The organism is Pseudomonas sp. PvP100 (assembly GCF_017833055.1).
GTDB classification, from domain to species: domain Bacteria; phylum Pseudomonadota; class Gammaproteobacteria; order Pseudomonadales; family Pseudomonadaceae; genus Aquipseudomonas; species Aquipseudomonas syringae.
In genome coordinates this window covers 2,432,217-2,457,939 of sequence record NZ_JAFIBO010000001.1, presented here as the reverse complement: position 1 = coordinate 2,457,939, position 25,723 = coordinate 2,432,217, and the positions used below count along the sequence as shown (strand labels likewise).

The 25,723-nt window shown below is 59.1% G+C and carries 24 protein-coding genes; 17 read left to right on the top strand and 7 right to left on the bottom strand.

What is annotated here, in order from left to right; genetic code table 11:
• Positions 1-322: 322 nt before the first annotated feature.
• A complete protein-coding gene (gene yegS / locus JOE39_RS10305) occupies positions 323-1,240 on the top strand; it encodes a lipid kinase YegS (protein ID WP_003315820.1) in 918 nt (305 codons plus the stop codon).
• On the opposite strand, the gene JOE39_RS10300 is transcribed toward yegS, so the two are convergent.
• Positions 1,224-1,886, bottom strand: a complete 663-nt coding sequence (locus JOE39_RS10300) for a response regulator transcription factor (RefSeq protein WP_003383639.1) — start codon at positions 1,884-1,886, stop codon at positions 1,224-1,226. The two genes, yegS and JOE39_RS10300, sit on opposite strands and share 17 nt — an antisense overlap.
• 166 nt (positions 1,887-2,052) lie before the next feature.
• The gene (locus tag JOE39_RS10295) at positions 2,053-2,484 is read right to left on the bottom strand and encodes a hypothetical protein (protein ID WP_003391590.1); all 432 of its coding nucleotides are present in this window, start codon (positions 2,482-2,484) and stop codon (positions 2,053-2,055) included.
• Between the two features lie 450 nt (positions 2,485-2,934).
• Between JOE39_RS10295 and JOE39_RS10290 the strand changes: the two genes are divergently transcribed.
• Positions 2,935-3,861, top strand: coding sequence for a chemotaxis protein CheV (locus tag JOE39_RS10290; RefSeq protein WP_003315817.1), 927 nt, complete (start codon positions 2,935-2,937; stop codon positions 3,859-3,861).
• Between the two features lie 102 nt (positions 3,862-3,963).
• A complete protein-coding gene (locus JOE39_RS10285) occupies positions 3,964-4,773 on the top strand; it encodes an MOSC domain-containing protein (protein WP_032659203.1) in 810 nt (269 codons plus the stop codon).
• A gap of 57 nt (positions 4,774-4,830) precedes the next feature.
• Here the strand turns inward: JOE39_RS10285 and JOE39_RS10280 are convergent, their stop codons facing one another.
• On the bottom strand, positions 4,831-6,759 hold the full coding sequence (locus JOE39_RS10280; RefSeq protein WP_010425139.1) for a transglycosylase SLT domain-containing protein: 1,929 nt from the start codon (positions 6,757-6,759) through the stop codon (positions 4,831-4,833).
• A 204-nt stretch (positions 6,760-6,963) separates the two neighbouring features.
• Between JOE39_RS10280 and JOE39_RS10275 the strand changes: the two genes are divergently transcribed.
• Positions 6,964-8,874 (top strand): ATP-binding cassette domain-containing protein, encoded by a 1,911-nt coding sequence (locus JOE39_RS10275; protein ID WP_003427133.1) that lies wholly within the window; start codon positions 6,964-6,966, stop codon positions 8,872-8,874.
• A 68-nt stretch (positions 8,875-8,942) separates the two neighbouring features.
• On the opposite strand, the gene JOE39_RS10270 is transcribed toward JOE39_RS10275, so the two are convergent.
• Positions 8,943-9,383, bottom strand: a complete 441-nt coding sequence (locus JOE39_RS10270) for a universal stress protein (protein WP_003391606.1) — start codon at positions 9,381-9,383, stop codon at positions 8,943-8,945.
• A gap of 130 nt (positions 9,384-9,513) precedes the next feature.
• Here JOE39_RS10270 and JOE39_RS10265 point away from each other — a divergent pair, with 130 nt between their 5' ends.
• The 7 genes from JOE39_RS10265 (at position 9,514) to JOE39_RS10235 (ending at position 17,997) form a co-directional block, all read left to right on the top strand.
• Positions 9,514-9,951, top strand: a complete 438-nt coding sequence (locus JOE39_RS10265; protein WP_003391608.1) for a hypothetical protein — start codon at positions 9,514-9,516, stop codon at positions 9,949-9,951.
• Positions 9,952-10,643: 692 nt separating this feature from the next.
• Positions 10,644-12,809 (top strand): fatty acid oxidation complex subunit alpha FadB, encoded by a 2,166-nt coding sequence (gene fadB, locus JOE39_RS10260; RefSeq protein ID WP_210077392.1) that lies wholly within the window; start codon positions 10,644-10,646, stop codon positions 12,807-12,809.
• A gap of 4 nt (positions 12,810-12,813) precedes the next feature.
• Entirely contained in the window at positions 12,814-13,989 is a 1,176-nt protein-coding gene (gene fadA / locus JOE39_RS10255) for an acetyl-CoA C-acyltransferase FadA (RefSeq protein WP_003370497.1), read from the top strand.
• Between the two features lie 102 nt (positions 13,990-14,091).
• Positions 14,092-14,328 (top strand): DUF1653 domain-containing protein, encoded by a 237-nt coding sequence (locus tag JOE39_RS10250; protein ID WP_003315802.1) that lies wholly within the window; start codon positions 14,092-14,094, stop codon positions 14,326-14,328.
• Positions 14,329-14,441: 113 nt separating this feature from the next.
• The gene (gene topA / locus JOE39_RS10245; protein ID WP_016568498.1) at positions 14,442-17,054 is read left to right on the top strand and encodes a type I DNA topoisomerase; all 2,613 of its coding nucleotides are present in this window, start codon (positions 14,442-14,444) and stop codon (positions 17,052-17,054) included.
• 123 nt (positions 17,055-17,177) lie between these two features.
• Positions 17,178-17,699 carry a DUF6586 family protein gene (locus JOE39_RS10240; RefSeq protein WP_029572646.1) on the top strand — a complete coding sequence of 174 codons (522 nt, stop codon included), beginning with the start codon at positions 17,178-17,180 and terminating at the stop codon, positions 17,697-17,699.
• A 64-nt stretch (positions 17,700-17,763) separates the two neighbouring features.
• Positions 17,764-17,997: a hypothetical protein gene (locus JOE39_RS10235; protein ID WP_003315798.1), complete on the top strand. Its 234-nt coding sequence runs from the start codon at positions 17,764-17,766 to the stop codon at positions 17,995-17,997.
• Between the two features lie 14 nt (positions 17,998-18,011).
• Here JOE39_RS10235 and sulA read toward each other — a convergent pair whose 3' ends face one another.
• Positions 18,012-18,482: an SOS-induced cell division inhibitor SulA gene (gene sulA / locus JOE39_RS10230; RefSeq protein ID WP_024664511.1), complete on the bottom strand. Its 471-nt coding sequence runs from the start codon at positions 18,480-18,482 to the stop codon at positions 18,012-18,014.
• A gap of 9 nt (positions 18,483-18,491) precedes the next feature.
• Positions 18,492-19,100: a transcriptional repressor LexA gene (lexA, locus tag JOE39_RS10225; protein WP_210077394.1), complete on the bottom strand. Its 609-nt coding sequence runs from the start codon at positions 19,098-19,100 to the stop codon at positions 18,492-18,494.
• Positions 19,101-19,357: 257 nt separating this feature from the next.
• On the opposite strand from lexA, the gene psrA reads away from it, so the two are divergent.
• The 3 genes from psrA to JOE39_RS10210 all read left to right on the top strand — a co-directional run bounded on the left by psrA (position 19,358) and on the right by JOE39_RS10210 (position 21,943).
• The gene (gene psrA / locus JOE39_RS10220; RefSeq protein WP_003315795.1) at positions 19,358-20,074 is read left to right on the top strand and encodes a transcriptional regulator PsrA; all 717 of its coding nucleotides are present in this window, start codon (positions 19,358-19,360) and stop codon (positions 20,072-20,074) included.
• A 108-nt stretch (positions 20,075-20,182) separates the two neighbouring features.
• Complete coding sequence (gene nagZ, locus JOE39_RS10215; protein ID WP_210077396.1) at positions 20,183-21,193, top strand: beta-N-acetylhexosaminidase; 1,011 nt, start codon at positions 20,183-20,185, stop codon at positions 21,191-21,193.
• Between the two features lie 9 nt (positions 21,194-21,202).
• Positions 21,203-21,943 carry an S-methyl-5'-thioinosine phosphorylase gene (locus tag JOE39_RS10210; protein WP_003436361.1) on the top strand — a complete coding sequence of 247 codons (741 nt, stop codon included), beginning with the start codon at positions 21,203-21,205 and terminating at the stop codon, positions 21,941-21,943.
• A 1-nt stretch (position 21,944) separates the two neighbouring features.
• On the opposite strand, the gene JOE39_RS10205 is transcribed toward JOE39_RS10210, so the two are convergent.
• Complete coding sequence (locus JOE39_RS10205; RefSeq protein ID WP_004417189.1) at positions 21,945-22,484, bottom strand: cytochrome b; 540 nt, start codon at positions 22,482-22,484, stop codon at positions 21,945-21,947.
• A gap of 204 nt (positions 22,485-22,688) precedes the next feature.
• On the opposite strand from JOE39_RS10205, the gene JOE39_RS10200 reads away from it, so the two are divergent.
• From JOE39_RS10200 to JOE39_RS10190, 3 genes are read left to right on the top strand one after another with little or no spacing between them, the layout of a single operon-like run.
• Positions 22,689-23,474 (top strand): endonuclease/exonuclease/phosphatase family protein, encoded by a 786-nt coding sequence (locus JOE39_RS10200; protein ID WP_004417190.1) that lies wholly within the window; start codon positions 22,689-22,691, stop codon positions 23,472-23,474.
• Entirely contained in the window at positions 23,471-24,721 is a 1,251-nt protein-coding gene (gene clsB / locus JOE39_RS10195; RefSeq protein ID WP_003427116.1) for a cardiolipin synthase ClsB, read from the top strand. The genes JOE39_RS10200 and clsB overlap by 4 nt, the downstream gene beginning before the upstream one ends.
• Entirely contained in the window at positions 24,718-25,716 is a 999-nt protein-coding gene (locus JOE39_RS10190) for a lysylphosphatidylglycerol synthase domain-containing protein (protein ID WP_004417191.1), read from the top strand. Before clsB ends, JOE39_RS10190 begins: the two co-directional genes overlap by 4 nt.
• Positions 25,717-25,723: the final 7 nt, after the last annotated feature.

The window sequence follows — 25,723 nt, the reverse complement described above, 5'->3', positions numbered from 1 at the left end:
CCTTTTCAATCATTTGTGAAGGAAATTTCCATCAGTTGAGGGTAATGCTGTCAGTAAAGCTCATGAAACGAATAGCGACAGTACAAAAGTGCTTCATTCATGACGCAGGCGTTGATCCGGACCGCCCGTTAAGTGGCTCTCGCCAATGCCTGCGGGGCAAAACGAGCGGTTGCCAGGGTGAAAAAAATTTCCGCATCGGATGGGCTTTTTCCGACCGCCCGGGGTCACAGTCATGCGTCGTGCGAAATGTAAGCGGGCGCCGATAACAGAAAAGAGCGTCGCTCGCAGGTTTCAATTCGTAGGGTTCGGCAGAGGAGGTGTCATGACACAACGCAGGGCAATGCTCATTCTTCACGGTAAACAGGCACTCAATGAAGACGTGCGTGACGCAGTGGCAGACAAGCGTAAGCAGGGTTGGGAACTGGACGTGCGACTGACCTGGGAAGCCGGCGATGCCCAGCGCCTGGTCGACGAAGCCTTGGCCGCCGGTCATCGGCACATTGTCGCAGGTGGTGGCGACGGCACCTTGCGCGATATCGCCGAAGCTCTGGCACTGGCCGAAACCAAGGCCAGCCTGACTATTCTGCCGTTGGGGACTGCGAACGATTTTGCCCGTGCGGCCGGCGTGCCTCTTGAGGTCTCCAAAGCCCTGCAACTCATGGACGTGGCTCCGCGTGCGGTCGATCTGGGTGAGGTGGGCGGCAAGCTGTTCCTCAATATGGCGACCGGCGGGTTTGGCAGCCAGGTCACGGCGAACACGTCCGAGGACCTGAAGAAGGTGCTGGGTGGTGCTGCCTACCTGTTTACGGGCCTGACCCGATTCAGCGAGCTGCATGCGGCGCATGGTGAGCTCACCGGGCCGGACTTTCATTGGCGCGGTGACTTGCTTGCACTGGGTATCGGCAATGGTCGGCAGGCGGGCGGTGGACACGAGCTGTGCCCGACCGCGATGGCCGACGATGGTCTTCTCGACATCAGCATCCTGCCAGCGCCTCAGGAAGTGGTCGGCACGCTGAGGAGCCTTCTGGAGGGCGGGCTGGGTATCGACAATATGTTCATTCGCGCGCGTTTGCCTTGGGTAGAGCTCAAGTCCGCCCAAGGTTTGGATATCAATCTGGACGGTGAGCCGCTGTCGGGCGAGGACCTGCGTTTCGAGGCCCGGCCGGGCGCGCTTCACGTCCACCTGCCAGCGGACTCTCCGGTACTGGGCGGTGCACCGAAGCTCAGTCGTCCAGACTGATAATCCGTTCGCGAACGCAAAACAGCACCAACCCGGCCACGTCGAATATCTGCAGGCGTTTCATGACCTGGGCGCGGTGAGTCTCGATGGTCTTGACACTCAGCCCCAGGCCATCGGCGATCTCGCGTGTGGACTTGCCGCGCACGATCAGGCGCAGGATTTCAAGTTGCCGAGCGGTCAGTCGAAAGCGCTCTTTCGCCGCCTGGGCCCGGTCCGAGGGTGTACCGCGCAGTGCGCACTCGATGACCATCTGAGCAATGGCCGGGCTCAGATAGCGCTCGTTGCCACGTAGCGCCTCCAATGCCTGTTCGAGTTCCGCAGCCGTAGTGTCCTTGAGCAGATAACCCTGCGCGCCGATGTCTAGCGTACGCATGATCATGTCCGGATCATTCTGCGCCGACAGGATCAACACCTTGCAGTGCGGTTGCACCTTCAGCAGGTGCTCAAGTGCAACCAGGCCGTCGATGCTTTTCATGCAGATGTCGAGCAGGATGATGTCGGGCTTGAGGCGCTGCGCAAGACTCGCCAGTTGCGAGCCGTCAGCCGTTTCGCCCAGGATGGTGTATCCAGGCATGTCTGCAACCAGCGCTCGCACGCCGGCTCTGATAAGGGAGTGGTCGTCGACCAATAACAGATTGCAGGTCATTGTGATTTCTTGTGCAAATGAGACCGCTCAAACGTGTGTGCAGCCTCGGGTCATACTTGAATAGGATGTTAGCTGCAATAAAGACAATGAACGGAAAATGCTGACGTGACAACGCTGCCTCAATGACATCGCGATGTGACTCTCAACGGCCGGATGTGATCGAGTGTTATTGGCGGGTTACATCTTTCGGCGAAGCCGATTGCGCGGAGACGCTGGCCAGTTTTTCCAGCAGTTCAAGCTGTTCGTTGTCGTCCATCGTCAGCTCGCCGGTATGCGGATCGAGAAGCTCGACTTGCCAGTACATAAGTGTCAGGCAGTTCTTGACGGCGAGCAGGGCTTCCTGAGAAAGCTCGTTGGCCTGGCCGCCGGTTTTCAACAGTTGGCACAGCTGACGGGAAAAATCGGCAATGCACGGCACTGGAACGGCTTCTGCCTCCTGCGCGAGCTTGCGCAGGGTGGTCAACAGGCAGCCGGTAGCGTCCTCATCGTTGGGGATCAGCTCCAGATGCGAAAGACATTCTTCCGACTTGTGCAGAAGTGCCTGAGACAGGCTCAGGAACTGGTCGTGCTTGTGCTGCCAATCGTTGTGGCTCAGCATCCTGTGTCTCCACTGATCATGGATAGCGAACTTCCGCCCGCGGCGAATGGCTGACAGTTAATGTCGATTTCAAACAAAAGTATGTAGGGCGTTTCTGAATGTTGCCAGCGCCGATCGATTGCAAAGATTGGGACGCGGACACAAATCAAACGCCATTCATGTAGTGAGAATGCCGTCACAATAGTGGCAATTAGATGTCGATCATATCAGGTTATCCCTGATTGACTTTTTGCAGATATTTGATTTGGTTTTGGTCGCAGAGAGGCACCGAGGCATTTTCGGTGCTGGTTTGGAGCTGCATTTGCGTGTCTTGAAAGCGACATCAGTAAAGCATGATGGTAAAATGACATCAATGCTTGAGAATGGCCGTTCATCGCCATTAAGGTCCGGCTGATTTCAGCCGATACAGGCTCAACAGAATCAATGTGACCATCGCTTCAGGAGCTAATAATGGCAGGCATTCTCGACACAGTAGATCAGCGCACACAACTGGTGGGCGAGAATCGCCTGGAAATCCTCATGTTTCGCCTTGCCGGTCGGCAGTTGTTTGCGATCAACGTGTTCAAGGTCCAGGAAGTATTGCAACTACCCAAACTGACCCTCATGCCGCAACGTCATTCGTTTGTGTGTGGCGTGGTCAACCTGCGCGGCCAGACCCTTCCGGTCATCGACCTTTCCCAGGCCATCGGCATGCGCCCGCTGGTGCCGGGTCCGGGCAGCACGATCATCGTCACCGAATACAATCGATCGGTTCAGGCCTTTCTGGTTGGTGGTGTCGACCGCATCGTCAACATGAACTGGGACGCAATCATGCCGCCGCCGGTCAGCGCCGGTCGTCAGCATTACCTGACCGCGATCAGCAAGGTCGATGATCAACTCGTAGAGATCATCGACGTTGAAAAAGTACTCGCCGAGATCGTCCCTTACAACGCCAAGGTGTCCCGCGAGAAGCTCGAAGACCCGGTGCTGGAAAACGCCCGTGGCCGCGAAGTGTTGCTGGTCGACGACTCCAAGGTTGCGCTGGCGCAGTTGCGCGACACGCTGTCTCAGTTGGGCCTCAAGCTGCACGTCGCCAGCGATGGTCTCAAGGCGCTGAACATGCTCAAAGCCTGGGCGGATGCAGGTGAGAACGTGCATGAGAAGCTGCTGATGGTGTTCACCGATGCGGAAATGCCGGAAATGGACGGCTACCGTCTGACCACCGAGATTCGTAACGATGCACGTCTGCGTGGTCTGTACATCGTCCTGCATACCTCATTGTCCGGCAGCTTCAACGAATCAATGGTCAAGAAGGTCGGCTGTGACAACTTCCTCTCCAAGTTCCAACCCGACAAGCTGGTCGAGGTCGTGCGCGAACGTCTTTTGATGATTGTCTGACGCCGCGCGCGATTCTTCACCGCGAGTGCCGTCGGCTCCGGCTTCGGATAAGCTTTGCTGTCTGCATCAAAGCTTATCCAGCCCTCAAAGGAATCGGCGCCCATGTTACGTCTCAGCTCGCTCTATCGTTTCCCGCTCAAATCCTGCAAGGCCGAGTCGATGCAGCGCGCATCGTTCGATGCGTTGGGGTTGGCGGGTGATCGACGCTGGATGCTGGTCGACGCCAGCAATGGCCGGTTCTTCACTCAGCGTGCGCTGCCGCACATGTCCCAACTGTCGGTATTGTGGAACGCCAGTGGCGGCGTGACGCTTTCGGCACCTGGCTTCGAACCCCAGGACGTCGCGGTTCCGCTGAATATCGACCTGAATCTGCGTGGCGTCACCGTCTGGCGTGACTCGCTGCAGGTGCCGGATGCGGGCGATGAGGCGGCCGAATGGGTCAGCCGGTTTATCGGCAAGCCCACGCGTATGGTCTATCTGCCGGCGGAGCGTGCACGCTGGATCCCTGGCGGCTATCAGACGGTCAACGATCGGGTGAGCTTTGCCGATGGTTTTCCACTGTTGCTAATCGGTCAGGGATCGCTCGATGACCTCTCAGCGCGCATGGGCAGGCCGATGGAAATGCTGCGCTTCAGACCCAATCTGGTGATCGAAGGGGCCGAGGCCTTTGCCGAGGATGGCTGGAAACGCATCCGCATCGGCGACATCGAGTTCCAGCTGCTCACGCCTTGCGCACGCTGCATCCTGACCACTGTCGACCCGGCAACCGGCGAGCGCAGTACAGATCGCGAACCGTTCGCCACGCTCAAGACTTATCGGGAAGTGGAAGGCAACGTGCTGTTCGGCCAGAACGTGGCCAACGAGGGGTTGGGGGAGCTTGAAGTGGGCATGTCCGTCGAAGTGCTGGAGTAGGGGCGGGGACTGCCGTTGTCCGGCAGGAGTGCTGAGCGCAGCACTCCTGCCGACCGGTCACTGGTCGTCGAAGAACCGCTCGTGCCAGTCCACCAGAGGCTGAGGCGAGTTGAGCTTCTGGCCGTAGATCACCGAGTACGACAATACGTTTTGCACGTACTGACGGGTTTCATCGAACGGAATGCTCTCTACCCAGACATCGAAGGCCAGATGGTTGGCACCTTTAAGCCATTGGCGCACACGGCCCGGGCCGGCGTTGTAGGCCGCTGAGGCGAGCACCCGATTACCGTTGAACTGCGCATGCACCGAGCTCAGGTAGGCGGCGCCCAGCTGGATATTGGTGTCCGGGTCCAGCACCTGCTGAGGCGAGGCCAGCGGGATGCTGTACTTGCGCGCGGTCTCCTTGGCAGTGGCAGGCATCAGTTGCATCAGCCCGCTGGCACCGACGCCCGAGCGAGCATCGTCCATGAAGGCGCTTTCCTGGCGTGTGATGGCGAACACCCAGCTCGAATGTAGGCCACGCACCTTGGCTTCGCGTACCAGCGTGTCGCGGTGTGCCATCGGGAAGCGAATATCCAGATCGTCCCAGTATTGCGCCTGGCTGATGGTACGGATTGCCGGGAAATACCATTGCATGTCGTAGGCCAGCTTGGCCTGGGCAACCATCTCGTCACGATTGAACAGGCGGCTCACGTGATACCACTCGCGCCGACCGTTGACGATCTCGCCGCGATCGTGAAACTCCAGTGCGCGACGCACGCCGGGCGTGTTGCGTACCTTGTTGATCAGCGCCTGGCTCAGCACCAGGGGCTTGTTGTTGAGCTGGTACGGGCTCTGGGTGCGGTCGGCAGCCAGAAAACCGTAGAAGTCACGCTCCTTGGCGACGTCCTTGTACAGCGCGGCAATCAGCGGGCTGTTGGGTTGCGCCAGTTCCAGAGAGCGGGCTTCCCAGTAACGCCAGCGATTGGTCGCTGCCAGATCCTTGGGCAGTCGGCGCGCGAGCTCATAGGCGTCTTCCCAGCGACCCAGACGCAGCAGCAGTCGCAGGCGCCATTCGGTCACGGTGTCGTCACGCAATTCAGGGTCGTATTTGGTCATGACCTCCAGCGCGCGGTCGTCATAACGACGTGCCAGGGTCAGGCCGATTTCCTTGGCAATCTCGACCTGCTCTTCGCGGGAGAAATGCATGGTCGCGGCGTAGCCATCGAGCATCGACAGGGCTTTCTGCGGGTCCTGCTTGGCGAGTCGGCGCAGGCCGAGACCGACCACGTCGGACATCGCTTCGTCTACCGGGGTAAATTGCGACGGGTTGTTGACCATCTCGGGTTTCTGCGCGACAGCCAGCAGCAGGCGTCCTTGCGGTGCCAGCGAGTTGAGGCTGTCCACCAGCGTGCTGGCCAGACTGTAATTGCGCGTCTGCGCCGCCAGCTTGGCGCGCTGCCAGCGCTTCTGTTCGGTCAACTGGCCGGCCGCCGCCCACTGGGCAAAGAAACCGTCACAGGCAGCAGGTAATGTCTTGCCGGTCATCCAGAGCTTTTCGGCACTGGCGAAACCTTCGGCGCGCTTGTTGCTGTTCAACTGATACTGCCCGTACAGGCAGTCCAGCTCGACGAATTTCATCTTCGGGTCGTAATACTTGACGAAGGTTTGCCAGTCGCCACGCTCGGCCAGCCAGCGCAACCAGCGCAGCTTCATCCAGTTGGCTTGCGGCAGATCGCCGTGCTCGGCAAGAAACTTCTCGATTTCGGGATTGCTTGCCGTTTTCAGGCGCGCCGTCAGTTCGTCGTATTCGAGGTAAGGCTCCAGCGGATAGTCGGCCAGGGCCGTGGCGTACATCTGGTAGGGGCCGGAATCGCCCTTGGCCAGTGCGCGCTTGGCTTCGTCGTAATACTTGCGTTGTTGGTTGAGGTCTACCGCATGAGCAGTCTGGACGGCGGTGGCGGAGAGGAGCAGGCACGATAAAAAGCTGAACAAACGACTGCGCATGAGACTTCCGAGCAGATGAGTCGGTGAAAAGTATTGCTAGCTTAGCCTTTTGCCAGCTCTTGGTGAAAGCATTGCCGACGAGCTTGTCTCATATGGAAATAATTGGCGGTCATAAAGTCTTGTCGAGGCGCGCGGCGGTGCCACGAATGCCGACATCTGCCTGCTATCTCAGGTAGAATGCGCGCCCGGTTTTTGGAGAAGCTCATGACCCTGCTCAAATTCAGCGATGTGTCCCTTGCTTTCGGCGCCATGCCGTTATTGGACAAGGTGTCCTGGCAGATCGCCCGTGGCGAGCGGGTGTGCATCATCGGCCGTAACGGCACAGGCAAATCCAGCATGTTGAAGCTGGTAAAAGGCGTTCAGAAGCCTGATGACGGGGCTGTCTGGCGCGCGCCCGGCCTCAAGATCGGCGAATTGCCCCAGGAATTGCCGGTAGCCGACGGACGGACGGTGTTCGACGTGGTTGCCGAAGGTCTGGATGGCGTCGGTGCCTTGCTGGCCGAGTACCACCACCTGGCGCAGAACTGCGTCACCGAGGAAGACCTGAACAAGCTGATGCATGTTCAGCAGGACCTCGAAGCCCGTGATGGCTGGCGCCTGCAGCAGTTGGTCGACAGCACGCTCAGCCGCTTGCAGCTGCCGGCCGACAAGACCCTGGCCGAATTGTCCGGTGGCTGGCGTCGCCGTGTTCTGCTGGCCCAGGCGCTGGTGTCCGAGCCAGACCTGCTGTTGCTCGACGAGCCGACCAACCACCTGGATATCGGCGCCATCGCCTGGCTTGAAGAAGCCCTCAAGGATTTCCAGGGTGCAGTGCTGTTCATCACGCACGACCGGGCATTCCTGCAAAACCTTGCGACCCGCATCCTTGAGCTGGACCGTGGCGGCCTGATCGACTGGGATGGCGACTACGCCAGTTTCCTGGTCCACAAGGAAGCCGCGCTGGCTGCTGAAGAGACCGCCAACGCACTGTTCGATAAGCGTCTGGCTCAGGAAGAAGTCTGGATCCGCCAGGGCATCAAGGCGCGTCGTACCCGTAACGAAGGTCGCGTGCGTGCGCTCAAGGAGCTGCGTGTAGAGCGCAGCGAGCGTCGTGAACGCACCGGCAAGGCCAACATTCAGCTGGACACTGCCGAGAAATCCGGCAAGCAGGTCATGATCCTTGAGAACGTCAGCTTCGCTCATCCGGGCGGGCCGACCCTGATCAAGGACTTTTCCATGGTCCTGCAGCGCGAAGACCGTATCGGTCTGCTCGGTGCCAACGGTACCGGCAAGACCACGCTGCTCAAGCTGATGCTCGACAATCTGCAGCCGACTGCAGGCAAGGTTGAAGTCGGTACGCGTCTGGACGTGGCCTATTTCGACCAGTTGCGTCACCAGCTCGATCTGGAAAAGACCGTAATCGACAACGTTGCCGAGGGACGTGATTTCATCGACATCGACGGCCAGAGCCGTCATGTGCTGAGCTACCTCGGCGACTTCCTGTTCAGCCCGCAGCGTGCCCGCACGCCGGTCAAGGCGCTGTCCGGTGGTGAACGAGCCCGTCTGTTGCTGGCCAAGCTGTTCAGCAAGCCAGCCAACCTGCTGGTGCTCGACGAACCGACCAACGACCTGGACGTCGAAACCCTGGAGCTGCTCGAAGAGGTTCTGCTGACCTTCAAAGGCACCGTGCTAATGGTCAGTCACGACCGGGCATTCCTCGACAACGTCGTCACCAGTACTCTGGTGTTCGAAGGCGAGGGCAAGGTTCGTGAGTACGTGGGGGGTTATCAGGACTGGCTGCGTCAGGGCGGTTCGCCGCGTCTGCTGGGCGTCGCCGACACCAAGTCGGGCAAGGCCGAGCTGGCCAGCGCTGTGGTGCAGGCCGCGCCGGTCGCCGCTCAGGACATGCCGGTGGCGAAGAAGAAGCTCAGCTACAAGCTTCAGCGCGAACTGGAGGCGTTGCCTGCGCAGATCGATGAAGTCGAAGGCAAGATGGCCGCGCTGAACGCGGAAATGGCCGAGCCGGGCTTCTATCAGCGCTCGGCGGAGCAGACTGCAGCCGTGCTGGCGCAGCTGGAAAACCTGCAGGCCGAGCTGGACAAGCTGCTGGAGCGTTGGGCCGAGCTGGACGAGTGATAGTCCGGCGCGTTCCTGACATGCAAAAAAGCCCGGGTTAACCGGGCTTTTCTCTGTGGCGGGTCAGCTTACTCGGGTTTCTTGAGGCTTACTGCCAGCACATCGCAGGGTGCGCCGTGCAGGACGTCGTTGGCGGTCGAGCCGAGCAGCAGGGCCAGGCCGTGACGGCCATGGCTGCCGACAACGATCAGGTCGCATTCTTCACTCTTGGCAAGCTTGTGGATCTCCTGGCGGGGCTGGCCGAACACCATGTGGCTTTTGCTGTTCTCCAGTTCCGGATACTTGTCCTCCAGCTTTGCTAGCTTCTGCCTGGCCTGATCGATCTGTTGCTGTTGCAACTGTGAAAGGTCCATCGGCACGTCGCCGCCGAACGCCATGGCGATCGGTTCGACGATGTGCACGACCGACAGTTTTGCCCCGCTGGCCTTGGCCAGCCCGCTGGCGCGACGTATGACCGGGTCACACTCATCGGTGAGGTCGATGGCAACCAGAATGTGTTTGTATGGCATGAGGGTGTCCTCCGGGAGAATTGCAATGATGGGAGTATGGCTCTTTCGTTCGCATCTGGGCAGACCCATGTGCAAGTCATTGTTTTCTAGAATGTTGTAAAGAGCCTGAAATCGGCTGGGGGCAAGAGATATGACGGTCTGGATAGTCCTGTCAATCATTGGTGTGATGTTGAGCCCACTGGTGTGGCTGCGTCCCTCGCGCCAGCAGAGCGGCAGGATGGCGTTGCGCATGCAGGCGCGGCGCCTGGGCATGGGCATGCAACTGACCCCGCAGGAGTGGCCGCACTGGCTGAGCAAGGAGCCGCCCAGCCCTTGCGCGCAGTACCATCGCCCGCGCCTGGGCTCGCATGCAGATGCCTGGGTGTACTGGCAAAGCGAGCCGGGCGTGTGGCGCAACCGCTGGCGCGAGCCTTGCGAAGACGCGAAGCTGCTGCCTTACCTGCAAACATTGCCCGTGGATGCCTACAAGGTCGAGGCTGACGGGCAGCTGGTTGCGGTGTACTGGGCGGAGCGGGGCGAGGCAGAAGTGTTACAGCGTATTGATGCGCTGCTCAAGGCCCTGGCCTGACCCTGAATCGCAGGCATTAAAAAGCCCGATAACAACATCGGGCCGGGGTTGGCCAGGCAGGCCGATAATTCGTCGCGTGCCGACAGGCTTTCGCCGCCATGTCGGCTTTCGCTGTTGCGCACCCGCAAATCAGCTGCATTGCGAGCCTCTTGTGGCGCAGTGCTGCGACTCTAGACCTTTTGCTTCTTTTTGTCGCGATTCCTGCGAATATTTTTTGCGCGTGCCCTCATACGGTGCGTTCGTGGCTAATTGTTCGCTGCGCCTATCGAATGTCACGCGGCATGGCTATCGTCATGCAGAAGCCCGCCAGGCCTAGTGTGGCGGCGTATTACCGCGTGCCCATGCGGCAGCTGCAGGGCATTCGAATGGCCACTATCATTACTGCGAATGATGGAGGATCGTAGGTCTTCGTGGGCATTATGAAGCCTGCGCATGCTCCTGTTAAAACGTGGATTTTCAGGCGTTTTGTCGAATTGACAATCGTGTGGTTATGCCTGATGGTGTGCGTACCCAAATCAAACGGGCGTATGAAATGAGCGTTTGGTCGTCAGAGAGCTCTGACAGAATCCCGACTACCACGTCGCGGCGGTAAGCGTGTGATTTGGCGTGTTCATCGACGGCGACGTCGTAGCCCCGTCGGACATTGAGGTCCGGCGGGTATTGTTCAGCTTCCATATTGTGGAGATCAGTTGATGATTTACGAAGGTAAAGCCATCACGGTTAAGGCTCTTGAAAGTGGCATCGTCGAATTGAATTTCGACCTCAAGGGTGAGTCCGTCAACAAGTTCAACCGTCTCACCCTCAATGAGTTCCGCCAGGCAGTCGATGCGGTCAAGACCGACGCATCGATCAAGGGCGTGATTGTCACCAGTGGCAAAGATTCATTCATTGTCGGCGCCGATATCACCGAATTCGTCGACAACTTCAAGTTGCCGGAAGCTGAGCTGGTCGCCGGCAATCTGGAAGCGAACAGAATTTTCAGTGATTTCGAAGACCTGAACGTGCCGACTGTCGTGGCAATCAACGGTATCGCGTTGGGCGGCGGTCTTGAAATGTGCCTGGCCGCAGACTATCGAGTCATCGCCAGCAGCGCTCGCGTCGGTCTGCCCGAGGTCAAGCTGGGCCTGTACCCGGGTTTCGGCGGCACCGTGCGTCTGCCACGCATCATTGGTGCCGACAACGCAATCGAGTGGATTGCCTCGGGTAAGGAAAACGCTGCGGAAGACGCTCTCAAGGTCGGTGCCGTGGACGCAGTGGTAGCGCCCGACAAGCTGCAGGCCGCCGCCCTTGATTTGATCCAGCGCGCCATTTCCGGCGAATTCGATTACAAGGCCAAGCGTCAGCCGAAGCTGGACAAGCTCAAGCTCAATGCCATCGAACAGATGATGGCATTCGAAACCGCCAAGGGCTTCGTCGCAGGTCAGGCCGGCCCGAACTATCCGGCCCCGGTCGAAGCCATCAAGACCATTCAGAAAGCCGCCAACTTCGGTCGTGACAAGGCACTGGAGATCGAAGCCGCCGGTTTCGTGAAAATGGCCAAGACTGCAGCCGCGCAGAGTCTGATCGGCCTGTTCCTGAACGATCAGGAACTGAAAAAGAAAGCCAAGGGCTACGACAAGATTGCCAAGGACGTGAAGCAGGCGGCCGTGCTGGGCGCCGGGATCATGGGCGGCGGCATTGCCTACCAGTCGGCAGTCAAAGGCACGCCGATCCTGATGAAGGATATCCGCGAAGAGGCCATTCAACTGGGTCTGAACGAAGCGTCCAAGCTGCTTGGCGGTCGCCTGGTGAAAGGTCGTCTGACCGCAGCGAAGATGGCCGAAGCGCTTAACGCCATTCGTCCGACGCTGTCCTACGGCGATTTCGGCAATGTCGATCTGGTCGTCGAAGCAGTCGTCGAGAACCCCAAGGTCAAGCAGGCGGTACTGGCCGAAGTCGAAGCCAACGTGGGTGAAAACACCATTCTGGCGTCCAACACCTCGACCATCTCGATCAGCCTGCTGGCCCAGGCCCTCAAGCGCCCGGAAAACTTCGTCGGCATGCACTTCTTCAACCCTGTGCACATGATGCCGCTGGTGGAAGTGATCCGTGGCGAGAAATCCAGTGAAGAAGCGGTCGCCACGACCGTTGCCTACGCCAAGAAAATGGGCAAGAACCCGATCGTGGTCAACGACTGCCCGGGCTTTCTGGTCAACCGCGTGTTGTTCCCGTACTTCGGTGGTTTCGCCAGACTGGTCAGTGCGGGCGTGGATTTTGTGCGCATCGACAAGGTCATGGAGAAATTCGGCTGGCCGATGGGCCCTGCCTACCTGATGGACGTGGTCGGTATCGACACCGGCCACCACGGTCGTGACGTCATGGCCGAAGGTTTCCCTGATCGCATGAAAGATGATCGCCGCTCTGCGATCGACGCTCTCTACGACGCCAAGCGCCTCGGGCAGAAGAACGGCAAGGGTTTCTACGCGTACGAGACCGACAAGAAGGGCAAGCCCAAGAAGGTCAATGACCCGGCAGTGCTGGACGTGCTCAAGCCGATTGTCTACGAGCAGCGCGAAGTCAGCGATGAAGACATCGTCAACTGGATGATGATCCCGCTGTGCCTGGAAACGGTCCGCTGCCTGGAAGACGGCATTGTCGAAACCGCTGCCGAGGCTGACATGGGCCTGATCTACGGTATCGGTTTCCCTCCGTTCCGTGGCGGCGCGCTGCGCTACATCGATTCCATCGGTGTTGCCGAATTCGTTGCCCTGGCTGACCAATACGCCGAACTGGGTGCCCTGTATCAACCGACCACGAAGCTGCGTGAGATGGCCGCCAAAGGCCAGAGCTTCTTCGGTCAAGCGTCTTCCGAGGAATGAACCAATGAGCCTTAATCCAAGAGACGTCGTGATTGTTGACTTCGGTCGCACCCCGATGGGCCGCTCCAAGGGCGGCATGCACCGCAACACCCGCGCCGAAGATATGTCCGCGCACCTGATCAGCAAGTTGCTCGAGCGCAACAACAAGGTCGACCCGGCTGAAGTCGAGGACGTGATCTGGGGCTGCGTCAACCAGACCCTGGAGCAGGGCTGGAACATCGCGCGCATGGCGTCATTGCTGACCCAGATCCCGCACACCTCGGCCGCCCAGACGGTAAGCCGTCTTTGTGGTTCGTCCATGAGCGCGCTGCACACGGCTGCTCAGGCAATCATGACCAACAACGGTGATGTGTTCGTCATCGGCGGTGTCGAGCACATGGGCCATGTCAGCATGATGCACGGCGTTGACCCGAACCCGCATATGTCCCTGCACGCTGCCAAGGCCTCCGGCATGATGGGCCTGACCGCCGAAATGCTCGGAAAAATGCACGGCATCACCCGCGAGCAGCAGGACGCTTTCGGTCTGCGTTCCCACCAGCTGGCGCACAAGGCGACGCTGGAAGGCAAGTTCAAGGACGAGATCATCCCGATGCAGGGTTACGACGAGAACGGCTTCCTCAAGGTCTTCGACTACGATGAAACCATCCGGCCGGACACGACCCTGGAAAGTCTGGCGGCACTCAAGCCTGCCTTCAATCCAAAAGGTGGCACCGTGACTGCCGGTACGTCCTCGCAGATCACTGACGGTGCATCGTGCATGATCGTCATGTCGGCCCAGCGTGCCCAGGACCTCGGTATCCAGCCGATGGCGGTGATACGCTCCATGGCAGTGGCCGGTGTCGACCCCGCAATCATGGGCTATGGTCCGGTTCCGGCCACCCAGAAAGCGCTCAAGCGCGCCGGCCTGAGTATTGCCGATATCGACTTCTTCGAGCTCAACGAAGCCTTCGCTGCACAGGCCTTGCCGGTGTTGAAAGATTTGAAAGTGCTCGACAAGATGAACGAGAAGGTTAACCTGCACGGCGGCGCCATCGCTCTGGGGCATCCTTTCGGGTGTTCCGGTGCACGCATCTCCGGCACTCTGCTCAACGTCATGAAGCAGAATGGCGGCACCTTTGGTGTATCGACCATGTGTATTGGTCTGGGTCAGGGCATCGCGACCGTTTTCGAACGCGTCTGATTCCCGAGTGTGATGCGAGCCGGGGCTTGGTGCCCCGGCTTTTGTTTTTTGAAAAAATGGTTTCAGGCAAATTTTTTGGACGTGTTACAAGGGGACCGCGACATGCAACTGCAACCAGGGCTCTATCGCCATTACAAGGGCCCGCACTACCGGGTTTTCAGCGTTGCAAAACATTCCGAAACCGAAGAGGAAGTCGTGTTTTATCAGGCTTTGTACGGCGATTTCGGGATGTGGGTACGTCCCTTGAGCATGTTTCTGGAGTCGGTCGAGGTTGACGGCGAGCACGTCCCGCGCTTTGCTCTGGTTGAGGCTGAACCCAGCCTGTTTTCCCGAACGTGAGAGGCGATTGCACAACAGGCTGTGCTTGACCTCACCTTGTAGCCACTATATATAGCGTGGCCTTTACAAGCTCCTCACTGTCTTTCATCTAGTATTCAGGAATTTTCTGATCCATGGGCAAATCGCTGGTCATCGTGGAATCCCCGGCTAAGGCCAAGACCATCAACAAGTATTTGGGCAACCAGTACGTGGTGAAGTCGAGTATCGGCCATATCCGAGACCTGCCCACCAGCGGTTCGGCGAGTGCCGCCAAAGATCCTGCCGCCAAGCGTGGCAAGGCTGCCGCGGGCGAAGGCCCGGTACTGACGCCGAAAGAAAAGGCGCAACGCCAGCTGGTCTCGCGCATGGGAGTCGACCCGGAACACGGCTGGAAAGCCAAGTACGAGATCCTCCCCGGCAAGGAAAAGGTCATTGAAGAGCTGCGCAAGCTCGCCAAGGATGCCGACATCATCTATCTCGCGACGGACTTGGACCGCGAAGGGGAAGCCATTGCCTGGCACCTGCGCGAAGCCATCGGGGGAGATGACAGCCGCTACAAGCGCGTGGTGTTCAACGAAATCACCAAGAAAGCCATTCAGGAAGCGTTTTCCAAGCCAGGCGAACTGGATATTGCCCGGGTCAACGCCCAGCAGGCGCGTCGCTTCCTCGACCGCGTCGTCGGCTACATGGTCTCGCCGTTGCTCTGGCAGAAAGTTGCCCGTGGCTTGTCTGCCGGACGTGTGCAGTCGGTCGCAGTAAAACTGGTAGTCGAGCGCGAACGTGAAATCCGTGCGTTCAACCCCGAGGAGTACTGGGAGATCCACGCCGATCTGGGCACTGCCAAGGGCGCAAATGTGCGTTTCGAAGTGGCACGTGAAAATGGCGAAGCGTTCAAGCCGCTGAATGAAAGCCAGGCCATGGCCGCCCTTGAAAAGCTCAAGGCGTCCAGCTACAGCATCGTCAAGCGTGAAGACAAGCCGACCAGCAGCAAGCCATCGGCGCCATTCATCACCTCGACCCTGCAGCAGGCGGCGAGCAATCGTCTGGGCTACGGCGTGAAGAAGACCATGATGATGGCTCAGCGCTTGTACGAAGCGGGCTACATCACTTACATGCGTACCGACTCGACCAACCTGTCGGCTGATGCCGTCAGCATGGCGCGTGACTACATCGAAACCGAATTCGGCAAGAAGTACCTGCCGGAGTCGCCCAACGTCTACAGCAGCAAGGAAGGCGCGCAAGAAGCTCACGAAGCGATTCGTCCTTCCGACGTCAACACTCACCCGAGCAAACTGACCGGGATGGAGCGTGACGCCGAGCGTCTTTACGAGTTGATCTGGCGTCAGTTCGTGGCCTGCCAGATGCTGCCTGCGCAATACCTGTCGACCACCGTTACGGTCGCCGCGAGCGATTTCGAGTTGCGCGCCAAGGGCCGAATCCTCAAGTTCGACGGTTACACCCGTGCGCTGCCGCAGATGGCCAAGCCGGGCGATGACGACGTTCTGCCGGACATGGCCCAGGGCGAAACCCTGAAACTGAACAAGCTCGACCCAAGCCAGCACTTCACCAAGCCGCCTGCGCGTTACTCGGAAGCGAGCCTGGTCAAGGAAATGGAAAAGCGTGGCATCGGTCGCCCGTCGACCTACGCAGCGATCATCTCGACCATCCAGGACCGTGGCTACGTGGCGTTGCACAACCGCCGCTTCTACTCGGAAAAGATGGGCGACATCGTCACTGGACGTCTGTCCGAAAGCTTTTCCAACCTGATGGACTATGGCTTTACCGCCGGGATGGAAGAAAATCTCGACGACGTGGCTCAGGGTGAGCGCGACTGGAAGAACGTGCTGGACGAGTTCTACGGCGATTTCCGTAAAAAGCTTGAGGTGGCCGAGGCCGCTGATGGCGGTATGCGTGCCAACCAGCCAGTGATGACCGATATCCCGTGCAAGGTGTGCGGCCGTCCAATGCAGATCCGTACGGCCTCGACGGGCGTTTTCCTGGGTTGCTCCGGCTACAGCCTGCCACCCAAGGAACGCTGCAAGGCGACCGTCAATCTGACTCCCGGCGACGAAATTGCCGACGATGATGAGGGTGAGTCCGAGTCGCGTGTTCTGCGCGGCAAGCATCGTTGCCCGATCTGCAGCACGGCGATGGACGCCTACCTGCTGGACGAGAAGCACAAGCTGCATATTTGCGGCAACAACCCCGATTGCACCGGTTACGAGATCGAGGAAGGCACTTATCGCATCAAAGGCTATGAAGGTCCGAGCCTGGAGTGTGACAAGTGTGGCAGCGAGATGCAGCTCAAGACCGGCCGTTTCGGTAAGTTCTTCGGCTGCACCAACCCGGACTGCAAGAACACCCGCAAACTGCTGAAAAGCGGTGACGCGGCGCCGCCGAAGATGGACCCGGTGAAAATGCCGGAGCTCAAGTGCGACAAGGTTGACGATACCTACATCCTGCGTGATGGGGCTTCGGGTCTGTTCCTGGCTGCCAGCCAGTTCCCGAAGAATCGCGAAACCCGCGCACCGCTGGTCATCGAAATCGCTCCGCACAAGGACGAAATCGATCCCAAGTATCACTTCCTTTGCGAAGCGCCGAAGAAGGATCCGGACGGTCGTCCAGCAGTGATCCGCTATAGCCGCAAGACCAAAGAGCAATACGTCCAGACCGAAGTAGAAGGCAAGCCTACCGGCTGGCGTGCGTTCTATGACGGCAGCGCCTGGAAGGTTGAAGACAAGCGTTGATCGCAAGCGCCCGGCTCAAGTGAGCCGGGCGCTGTTTTCGATAGGCATCCGCCTGTTTTGCCGGACGGCCCAAGTGCCGCAGGCTATGCTGTTCTCTATCCTATCGTTATGGAGAGTGTCGCCATGGCTCATGAACTCTATACCCGTACCAACCAGAAAATCTATTTCGCAGGGCTCTCGCTCGAAGCGTTGGGGAGGGCGAAGAAGGGGCAGGCGGTGAACTCTCCTGCGTTGCTGCAGGCAGAACGCGAGTCCGCGCTGTTTCATCTGTATGGTGCGCTGCTGGGCCTGTGTCATGAGATCGCAGGTTACTACCGTCTGCCGCAAGCCAGTGCGCGACGTGCGGAAGAGTTGTTGACGCAAGAGGTGCTGAACGCCATCGCAATTCCCGAAATGGCCGAGCTGGTAGAGCTCGCCCAGAATCGCCAGACATGGCTTGCGCAACTGCTGGCAGCCTATAACGCGTTGTATGAGCCACCGCGAGCGCCGAAAAAGCTCAAGGGTGATGTCACGCAGCCGATGATACAGGCAGTGAACCTGGACGCAGAGCCGGAGTCTGAACTCTCACGTGAAGAGCTCGAAAATTGGCGCCAACAGCTTAAAGGGTTGGCCATCCGTTTTCGTGAAGGCCTGAGCGAGTGCTGAAAACCAATGAAGTAAGGGCTGGCAGGCTGTTACAATGCCGGCTTATCGCGGAGTAACTGTACCAATGCCTACCTCTTTCCTGGAAATTGTCGAACTACCTGACGGACGTATCGAGCTGCGTCGTGCCGATGACGAGGGTTCTCTGGTAACGCTTGATTTCTCTGCGGATGCCAAAGCGTTCATGCAGGGTCAGCATGTCGAAGTCGCCAAAGCCATGTTGAGTGTGGGTGTGCAGATGGCTGGCCGCTTGGCGGAAGGCGAAATCGAAAAGGATGATGTGCCTCACGTTCTGCATTGATCGACGACTGGGCCTTAGCCCAGACGGATGTTCAGGCTCTGTGCTTCCCCGATTTTTGCTGCACTGATCAGTTGCTGACGCGCTATGGCGCCTAGCGGGTTGATCCAGCTCACCACCGTATGACTACGCCCCAGTCTAAGTGCTTCGCGAGTCAACTCCAGTACGCTTTGCGTGCCGCGTGGCTGCAGAAGAAGAATCCGCTCCCTGTTCAGCCCGGCATCGCGCAGCCATGTCTGCGTCAGGCTGGATGGCGGTGCGATCAGTGTCAGCCAGCGCGCATCCAGCTCCTCACTCAGTTCCCGAAGAATAGGGGCCAGAAGGTTGAGGCAGTTCCCCGCAGCGCCGCGCAATGACAGTTCACTGAAGGGCTCTGGTTCATCGCCCCGCGGCGTTTCGACTGCATCTGTGAGCAGCGGGGCGATGGGCTGAGCCAGAAACGCCTCGAACAGCGGCAATTGCGAATGCGGTGCTTGATGGAACTGCATAACGTCTCCTTAGCGGCGAATGACGCCGACGCTCAAACCTTCGATCACCAGTTCCTGATCCTTGAGATCGACCTCGATGGGTGCGAAATCAGGGTTTTCCGCCAGCAGCCAGACCTTGCTGCCTTCACGCTTGAAACGCTTGACGGTCACTTCATCGCCAATCCGGGCAACCACGATCTGGCCGTTGCGGGCCTCGCGTGTGGTGTGCACGGCGAGCAGATCGCCATCCAGAATGCCTATGTCCTTCATGCTCATGCCATGAACGCGCAACAGGTAGTTGGCGCTGGGGTGGAAGAAGGAAGGGTTGATGTTGCAGGACTCTTCAATGTGTTGCTGAGCCAGGATCGGTGCGCCTGCTGCAACGCGGCCGATGACTGGCAGGCTGGGGTCATCCGGCCGCGCTTCGAAGCCGGGGATGCGAATACCGCGTGAAGCACCCGGGGTCATTTCGATGGCGCCTTTACGCGCCAGGGCCTTGAGGTGCTCTTCCGCCGCGTTGGGCGATTTGAAGCCCAGCTCCTGAGCGATTTCCGCACGTGTCGGCGGGAACCCGTTGTCTTCCAGGCAGCGTTTGATGAAACCCAGGATTTCAGCCTGGCGTGGCGTCAGTTTGATCATGAGGGGCGCTCTGGCTTTTTATACAGTGACTGGGATTATATACAGTGAAGGCGCGTTGGCAATCATCCATTTCATTTTGGCTGCCGAGCGGTGGCCCTACTCATGCAGCGCCTCCCGTCAAAAATCTCGGCAATACCTGAGTTTTCTCATTTAACATCCATTACCGTGACTGTTCGGCCACAAAGTGAACGCGCCGACTTGACAACCGAGGCGTTTGATACGTATGTTTCAAACGTTCGTTTGTTAGGCAGAGAGCCATGGCCCAGTCGGAAACCGTTGAACGCATTCTTGATGCTGCAGAGCAGTTGTTTGCAGAGAAAGGCTTTGCCGAAACGTCATTGCGTCTTATCACCAGCAAGGCGTCGGTCAATCTGGCTGCAGTGAATTATCACTTCGGCTCGAAGAAGGCGTTGATTCAGGCCGTGTTCTCGCGTTTTCTGGGACCGTTCTGCATCAGTCTCGACCGCGAACTGGAACGTCGCCAGGCAAAACCCGAACACAAGCCAAGCCTTGAGGAACTGCTGGAGATTCTCGTCGAGCAGGCGCTTGTGGTGCAGCCGCGCAGCGGTAACGACCTGTCGATCTTCATGCGCCTTCTGGGGCTTGCCTTCAGTCAGAGCCAGGGCCACCTGCGCCGCTACCTCGAAGACATGTACGGCAAGGTGTTCCGTCGCTACATGACGCTGGTCAACGAAGCTGCGCCGCGCATTCCACCCATCGAGCTGTTCTGGCGCGTGCACTTCATGCTCGGCGCTGCGGCGTTCAGCATGTCCGGTATCAAGGCCCTGCGCGCCATTGCCGAGACCGATTTCGGCGTCAATACCTCCATTGAGCAGGTCATGCGCCTGATGGTGCCGTTTCTGGCCGCCGGCATGCGCGCCGACACCGGGGTCAGCGACCCTGCGATGATCGCCGCCCAGCTCAGGCCGCGGACCAAGAGCAGCACCAGCGCGCCTGCGGTCGCCAAGGCCTGAAGCCTCTGCCCTGAGTCACGCTGTACCGGCGTGTCGGATTGCGTCGGGCTTCAGGATCAAGCACCATGCCCGGATTGTGAACGAGCACTGGTGTGTAAGGGTTTTTCTATGAGTTCTGTCCTGCAAGGCTCCCTGATGGTCGATGTCGCCGGCACTTGGCTGACCAGCGAAGACCGTCAGTTTTTGCGTCAGCCCGAAGTGGGCGGTTTGATCATCTTTGCCCGAAACATCGAGCATCCCCGTCAGGTTCGTGAGTTGAGCGCCGCGATTCGTGCTGTGCGCCCGGACCTGCTGCTGGCCGTCGATCAGGAGGGCGGCAGGGTGCAGCGCCTGCGTGAGGGCTTCGTACGCCTGCCGCCGATGCGCGCCATCGCCGACAAGCCTGACGCCGAGCTTCTGGCTGAACAGTGTGGCTGGCTGATGGCGACCGAAGTGCTGGCGGTCGGACTGGACCTGAGCTTCGCTCCGGTACTGGACCTCGACTACCAGCGCAGCGCTGTGGTCGGGACGCGCTCGTTCGAAGGCGATCCGCAGCGGGCGGCGTTGCTGGCAGGGGCGTTCATTCGTGGGATGAACGCTGCGGGCATGGCTGCCACCGGCAAGCATTTTCCCGGCCACGGCTGGGCTGAAGCCGATTCTCATGTGGCTATCCCGAATGACGAGCGTAGCCTGGAAGAGATCCGCGCCAGTGATCTGGTGCCGTTTGCTCGTCTGAGTCAGCAGCTGGCTGCAGTGATGCCAGCGCATGTCATTTACCCGAAAGTCGATTCGCAGCCCGCAGGGTTCTCAAGGCGCTGGTTGCAGGACATTCTGCGCGACGAACTGCAATTTGACGGTGTTATTTTCAGCGATGACCTGTCGATGGCCGGGGCTCATGTCGTCGGTGATGCGGCCAGCCGTATCGAGGCAGCGCTGACAGCCGGATGCGACATGGGCCTGGTGTGCAACGACCGGGCGGCCGCAGAGCTTGCGCTGGGCGCTGCACAGCGCCTGAAGGTCAAGCCTTCGCCACGTATCGCGCGTATGCGCGGTCAGGCGTCGGCCAGCACCGACTATCGGCAACACCCGCGCTGGCAGGCCGCGCTCCAGGCTCTGCGCGCTGCTCAACTGATCGATTAAGGATTTGCGATGACTGTTTACGCGATTATTGGCGGTACTGGCCTGACCCAGCTCGAGGGCCTGAATATTCGGCAATCCCTGCCGATGAACACCCCTTATGGCGCACCGTCCGGCGAAATCCAGATCGGCGACTATGCCGGTCGTGAAGTGATGTTTCTGGCGCGCCACGGCCACCCGCACCGCTTGCCGCCGCATCAGGTTAACTACCGGGCCAATATCTGGGCACTCAAGCAGGCAGGTGCCGAAGCGATTCTTGCGGTCAACGCAGTCGGTGGCATTCATCCGGCCATGGGCACCGGGCATTTCTGTGTGCCGCATGATCTGGTCGACTACACCAGCGGTCGTCAGCACACCTTCTTTGCCGATGATCTGGAAGAGGTCACGCACATCGACTTCAGCTATCCGTACAGCGAACCGCTGCGTGCTAGGCTGATTGCGGCGTTGACGGCAGAGGGATGCGCGTTCTCCGATCGGGGCGTCTATGCCTGTACCCAGGGACCGCGTCTGGAGACTGTTGCCGAAATCATTCGCCTGGAGCGTGATGGTTGCGACATCGTCGGCATGACTGGCATGCCCGAAGCCGCCTTGGCGCGTGAACTGGAGCTTGAATACGCCTGCCTGGCGCTGGTGGTCAATCCGGCAGCGGGCAAATCGACGACTGTCATTACCATGGCGGAAATCGAACAGGCCCTGCGCGAGGGGATGGGCAAGGTGAAGGCTACGCTTGCCCGGGTTCTTTCGGCGTCCTGAGTTACAGCATGCGCTTGAGGGTATCGTCCTTGCGCACCAGGTGGTGCCAGAGCGCAGCGATCACATGCAGACCGATGACATAGTAAAAGATCGAGCCCAGCAACTTGTGCACGTCTTCGAACGTTTCGGCCAGGTGGTCCGAGGTGGCCAGCGGCCAGGGGATCTGCAGGTCGGTGAGGGGGATGGGCAGTGCGCCTTTCTCCACCATCACCGTCAGCAGGCCCAGTAACGGCTGAGCAAACAGGAACGCATACAGCGCGTAATGGGTCAGGGTTGCGACGATGCGCAACGCCCCTTCAAGCGGCGGTGTAATGCCGGGCGGACGATGACGTCGACGCTCGGCGGCACGGAAAAACGCCATGATCAGAATCAGAATGCCGACCCAGTAATGGCTCTGCACGACCAGCAAACGGTATTCCGAGCCCTTGCTGAACTGGGTGCGGCTCAGAATCAGGGTGTACGCCAGCACGATCAGAATGGCCATTGACCAGTGCAGCCACCTGGCCCGGGCGGTGTAGCGTTGAGAAGTCGATGCATCCACGGTTTGATTCCTTGTCTCTTTGTTTGCAGGTCTGGTGCACAGCTTAGGCTGTCGATCGGGCGCCTGCGTTTCATGATGGCCTGATTTTTTTCACGTGCCTCTCCGGCCACTAAATATGGCAAATACACAGCACGTGAAATACGCGACGGAACCTGTGCCCACGGGTGGCTTCATATGCCGTGAATATTCACCCGGGAGCAAGTCTTGACCAGTGCCAATCCGCCTGTCGGCCCAGCGACACCAGTGTCCGCCAGTGTTTCATTGAATGTACTGACCATGAACATGCACATGGGCTTTGGCATTTTCAATCGCCGCTTCATTCTGCCGGAGTTGCGTGAAGCTGTGCGCACTGTATCGGCCGATATCGTGTTTCTTCAGGAAGTGCACGGCGAACAACAGAGCCATGCGCGCAAGGTCAAGGACTGGCCGACGATTTCGCAGTACGAGTTTCTGGCCGACAGCATGTGGAGTGATTTTGCCTACGGCCGCAACGCGGTGTACCCGGATGGCGATCATGGCAACGCGTTGCTGTCCAAATACCCGATCATCCAGCATGAAAACCTCGATATTTCCATTCATGGCACCGAGCAGCGCGGCTTGTTGCACTGCATTCTCGAGGTGCCACACGCGGGCCGGGTGCATGCGGTCTGTGTGCACCTGGGGCTGCGTGAAAGCCATCGGCGTCAGCAGCTCAAACTGCTTAACGAGCTGATGGCACGTATTCCCGAGGGCGAGCCGGTGATCGTTGCCGGTGACTTCAACGACTGGCGCCGGCGCGCCGATGCATCGCTGCAGGGCAGCGGGCTGCATGAGGTTTTCGTCGAGCGCTTCGGGGCACCGGCCAAAAGCTTTCCGGCCCGTTGGCCCTTGCTCTGCCTGGACCGGATCTATGTCCGCAATGCGACGTCGCACCGGCCGAAAGTGTTGTCCAGCCGGCCGTGGTCCCACCTTTCCGATCATGCACCGCTGGCGGTGGAGTTGACCTTATGAGCGATACGACAGGGCAGTGGCGTGACGGCAACTCGGTAGAGTTGCTGATCAATGGCGAGGATTTCTACGCCCGGGTATTCGAGTGCATACGTGCTGCGCGCAAAGAAGTGCTGATCGAAACCTTCATCATCTTTGAAGACCGAATCGGCGAAAGTTTGCAACAGGCGTTGCTCGAAGCCGCCGCGAATGGTGCGAAGGTGGTCGTCACGGTGGACGACTATGGCACTTCGGACCTGAGTTCGACGTTTGTCAGAACCATGATCGACGCCGGTATCCAGATCCAGTTGTTCGATCCGCGCCCGCGGTTCATGGGCATGCGCACCAACCTGTTCCGCCGCCTGCACCGCAAGGTGGTGGTGATCGACGGCGAACTGGGTTTCATCGGCGGCATCAACTACAGCGTCGATCATATGACCGACACCGGGGTGACGGCCAAGCAGGACTACGCCGTTCTGGTCCGCGGGCCGATTGTTGGCGATATTCACCACAGCGCGTTGAATATGCTCAGCAAGGTCGTTCGTGACAAGTTACCGCCCATTGCACTCAAGCTGGACCGCGCCGGTGACGCCAGCATGCTGCTCGCCGAGCGCGATAATGACGAGCACAGCACCGATATCGAAGAGCAGTACCTCGAGGCGATTCGCGCTGCGACGCAACGCATCACCCTGGCCAATGCATATTTTTACCCCAGCTACCGCTTTCTGCGTGAGCTGCGTAATGCCTCACGGCGGGGCGTCAAGGTCACCCTGATCCTGCAAGGCCAACCCGACATGCCGTTCGTGCGGGTCTGCTCGCGACTGACCTATACCTATCTGCTGCGCGATGGCGTGGCCATTCACGAATACAAGCAACGTGCATTGCACGGCAAGGTCGCGTTGATCGACCAGGACTGGTCCACCGTGGGCTCCAGCAATCTCGACCCGCTGAGCCTTGCGCTGAACCTGGAAGCCAACCTGTTCATTCGTGATCGCGCGCTCAATGAGCATCTGCAAAACCATCTGATGGAACTTGCCGCTGCGCACAGCAAGCAAATGAGCCTCAAGGGGGCGGCGCGTGGCCAGTGGTGGCGTGCGCCGATGATCGTATTGAGTTTCTTTTTCCTGCGCCGTTTTCCGGCCATTGCCGGTTTGTTCCCGGTTCACGGTGTGCGCCTCAAGCCACTGCGTGCCGGTGATGTAGTGCCCGAAGCGAAAGTGATCGAACAGCAGCAGAACAACCATCCGATGGACCAGGAGAAAACCCTATGACCCAAGCCACGCAGGCAGCGCCGCAAAGTGCGCAGGGAACCAAGTGGAAGTGGGCAAAGCGGGTGTTCAACCTGTTTTTCTTCATCGCCGTCCCGGTTCTGCTGTTTATGCTGGTCAAGAAGCTTGACTGGCAAGAGGTGAAACAGGCGTTGGCGTCCTACAAGGCCAGCACCTTGGCCATCGCGGCGGCGGTGGCTTTTGCCAGCTACGCGACCTACTGCGGCTTTGACGTGTTGGCGCGCTATTACACCCGGCACAAGTTGTCGATCAAGCAGATCGTGCCGGTGACGTTTGTCTGCTACGCGTTCAACCTCAATCTCAGTTCCTGGGTCGGCGGCATCGCCTTGCGTTACCGCCTGTATTCGCGACTGGGGCTGGACGTTTCGACCATCACGCGGATTCTAAGCCTGAGCCTGATTACCAACTGGCTGGGCTACATGCTGCTGGCCGGTTTTGTGTTTTCGATGCGTTTTCTGGAGTTGCCCAAGGAGTGGTCGATCGGCACCACAACCCTGCAACTGATCGGCTTCGGACTGTTGGCCGTGTGTTTTGCGTACCTGCTGGCCTGCCGGTTTTCGAAGAAACGCTCATGGACCATCCGTGATCAGGAATTCAATCTGCCATCGATGAAGCAGGCGCTGATGCAGGCCAGTCTGGGCGCTCTGAACTGGTCGTTGATGGCTGCGGTAATTTACACCCTGCTGCCGGACAAGGCGTTTTATCCGGCGATTCTCGGTGTGTTGCTGATCAGCAGCATCGCCGGGGTGATCACTCACATTCCAGCAGGCCTCGGCGTGCTCGAGACTGTGTTTATCACCTTGCTGGCGCACCAGTTTTCCAAGGGCAGCCTGCTCGCAGCGTTGATCGGCTACCGCGCGATCTACTTCCTGCTGCCGCTGCTGCTGGCGCTGGTGGTGTATCTGGTGCTGGAAAAACGCGCGAAGAAAATGGGCGAGAAGAACCAGCAGCGCATGGGCGAGGAAGCCAAATCCTGAGGGCTCA